The 2,653-nt window shown below is 30.8% G+C and carries 4 protein-coding genes; all 4 read left to right on the top strand.

Annotated elements, in window-relative coordinates; translation table 11 throughout:
- Window positions 1–801 (top strand): ADP-ribosylglycohydrolase family protein (locus SOR77_RS02805; protein WP_320635675.1); only part of this gene is annotated, 801 nt, incomplete at its 5' end.
- A gap of 40 nt (window positions 802–841) precedes the next feature.
- On the top strand, window positions 842–1,102 hold the full coding sequence (locus SOR77_RS02800) for a hypothetical protein (protein WP_320635674.1): 261 nt from the start codon (window positions 842–844) through the stop codon (window positions 1,100–1,102).
- 338 nt (window positions 1,103–1,440) lie between these two features.
- A complete protein-coding gene (gene panC, locus SOR77_RS02795) occupies window positions 1,441–2,280 on the top strand; it encodes a pantoate--beta-alanine ligase (protein ID WP_320635673.1) in 840 nt (279 codons plus the stop codon).
- 1 nt (window position 2,281) lies between these two features.
- Window positions 2,282–2,653 (top strand): bile acid:sodium symporter family protein (locus SOR77_RS02790; RefSeq protein ID WP_414153381.1); only part of this gene is annotated, 372 nt, incomplete at its 3' end.

The following is a 2,653-nucleotide window of genomic DNA, read 5'->3' as shown; positions in this document are numbered from 1 at the left end:
TTTATGTATGGTGCAATTTTGGGAGATATAATAGGTTCTCCTTATGAATTTGATAGAGGAGAAAAGTCAAAAGATTTTGTTTTGTTTAATAGAGAGTCTAAATTCACTGATGATACGGTAATGACTTTGGCGGTTGGAGAAGCTTTAATGAATTTGAAAAAAGATACTGACTTGAAAGATGTAGAAATTGAAGTTGCAAAGTCCATGCAAACTTGGGGTAGAGAGTATCCAAATAAAAGTTATGGACTGTCTTTTAGAGAATGGATATTTGAAATTGATCCTAAGCCATATAACAGTTTTGGAAATGGTTCGGCAATGAGAGTTTCTTCTGTTGGTTGGTTATATGATTCACTTGAGAGAACTAGAGAAGTAGCTAAGGCTACAGCGGCAGTAACACATAATCATCCGGAGGGAATAAAGGGAGCTGAGGCAATAGCTTCTGCAATTTATCTAGCTAGGAATGGAGCTATTAAAGAAGAAATCCAAGCTTATATCAAAAGTGAATTTGAATATGATTTGAATAGGAAAATAGATGAGATAAGGCCAACTTACCATATGTATGAAATTTGCCAAAAGACAGTTCCTGAAGCAATAATTTCTTTTCTAGAGGGGATTGATTTTGAAGATACTATTAGAAATGCTGTGTCATTGGGTGGGGATACAGACACAGTAGCAGCTATAAGCGGCAGTATTGCAGAGGCTTTTTTTGGAATTCCTGATGAGTTAATTGTAAAATGCAATAAGTACATAGATGGAAAAATGCTGAGCGTGTTAGAAAAATTCTATAGTATTTTGAGTTAAAAGTTTTAGACAGACTAGGGGATTAAAGATTAAGAAGTTAATGTTAAATAAAATAATGGGAAACATAACATTTAAAAAATTAATATTTTACTGGGTGATTATGGTAATACTATTTAATTTACTAAATGATTTTACAATTAGAAGTTCATTTTTAAATTGTTTGATATTTGCTTCAATAGGAATATTCTTATTGTTTTATCCTGTGTGTACTTTCGAGATGAAACAAAAGTATGGGATTGAAAAGAGTAAAAAATATATAAGAATAATTGCAGTGGTAGAAATAATTTTATTTTACAATTAACCATAATTTTATTTTTTTTATTAAACTACTCTTTTTAAAATAGCAGACTGTTTTATTAGATAGAGAATAAATTTGTAAAAAGTATTAATTATTCTTGCAAATATAAAATTTATTGTTATTCTATTACTTAGAGATGGTATTTTTTAAACTATACTCATGACACAAACTTATAAAACTGAACAATCAAGCTTATATTTTTAATAAGACTTTAAATATTGTAAATCCATGACTTTGTCATTTATTTTTTCATGCGATGAATTAATATTTGAGTAGAAGTCATTTTTTTATTTTATGGGTTGAATGCCGTGCTGTCTCTAATAAACTTTAGAGGAGAAAATATGAAAGTAGTAAAAACAGTAGCAGAAGTAAGAGAGATTGTAAATCCCGTAAAATTACAAGGGAAGAAAATAGGATTAGTTCCAACAATGGGATTTTTACATGATGGGCATATGAGTTTAATTAAAAGAGCCGGAGAAGACAATGATTTTGTAATGGTGTCTATATTTTTAAACCCAACTCAATTTGGTCCTAATGAAGATTTAGACAGTTATCCAAAAGATTTGGAAAGTGACCTTAGCAAGTGTGAGGCACAAGGAGTTGATTTAGTTTTTACTCCTGATGTTGATGATATGTATGACAACTTAAAAACTTATGTAAAAGTTGAAGAACTTACAAATCAATTGTGTGGGATGTCTAGACCGATACATTTCCAAGGAGTTTGTACAGTAGTGTCTAAACTATTTAACATAAGTAAAGCTGACAGAGGATATTTCGGACAAAAAGATGCTCAACAACTAGCTGTTTTGAGAAAAATGGTCAAGGATTTAAATTTTGATATAGAACTTATAGGATGTCCAATAGTTAGAGAAGCTGACGGTTTGGCAATGTCTTCAAGAAATAAATATTTAAATGAACAAGAGAGAAAAGACGCACTATGTCTTTATAAGTCAATACAAAAGGCAAAGGAAATAATAGGAAAGGGAGTTGCTTCAAAAGATATAATATCTGCCATGACAGAAATTATAAATGAAGTGCCTTATGCAAAAATAGACTATATACAAGTTGTGGATTCTGAATTTTTACAACCTGTAGAAACAGTAGAAGGAGATGTTTTAGTTGCTCTTGCAGTTGATATGGGAAGTGCAAGATTAATAGATAATTTCACTTACGAGGTGTAAAATGGCAAAATTTAATAAATTTTCAAATTTTGTCGTGAATAAAATTATCTTCATAATAGTGATTTTATCTACGATAGCATTTTTCTACCCATCAGGATTTGCGTGGATGACAAAATATACTGCAATTTTCTTAGGTGTGGCAATGTTTGGCATGGGTACTACAATTGATTTTTTTAGTATGAAATCTATAATTGTTAAGCCAAAAGAAATAATAATAGGTGTTATAGCACAGTTTATATTTATGCCATTAATAGCATGGGGATTGTGTATAATGTTGAATTTGCCAAGCGATATAGCTTTGGGAGTGATTTTAGTCGGATGTTGCCCAGGTGGTACGGCAAGTAATGTAATGACACACATAGCTGGCGGAGAT

The sequence above is a fragment of the Peptoniphilus sp. genome, from assembly GCF_034090345.1.
Lineage (GTDB): Bacteria > Bacillota > Clostridia > Tissierellales > Peptoniphilaceae > Peptoniphilus.
This window is presented reverse-complemented; position numbering and strand designations above follow the sequence as displayed.

Bases quoted from the DNA above. Each gene is read 5' to 3' on its own strand.
- SOR77_RS02800 (WP_320635674.1), top strand. From the start codon at position 842: ATGTTAAATAAAATAATGGGAAACATAACATTTAAAAAATTAATATTT.
- panC (WP_320635673.1), top strand. From the start codon at position 1,441: ATGAAAGTAGTAAAAACAGTAGCAGAAGTAAGAGAGATTGTAAATCCC.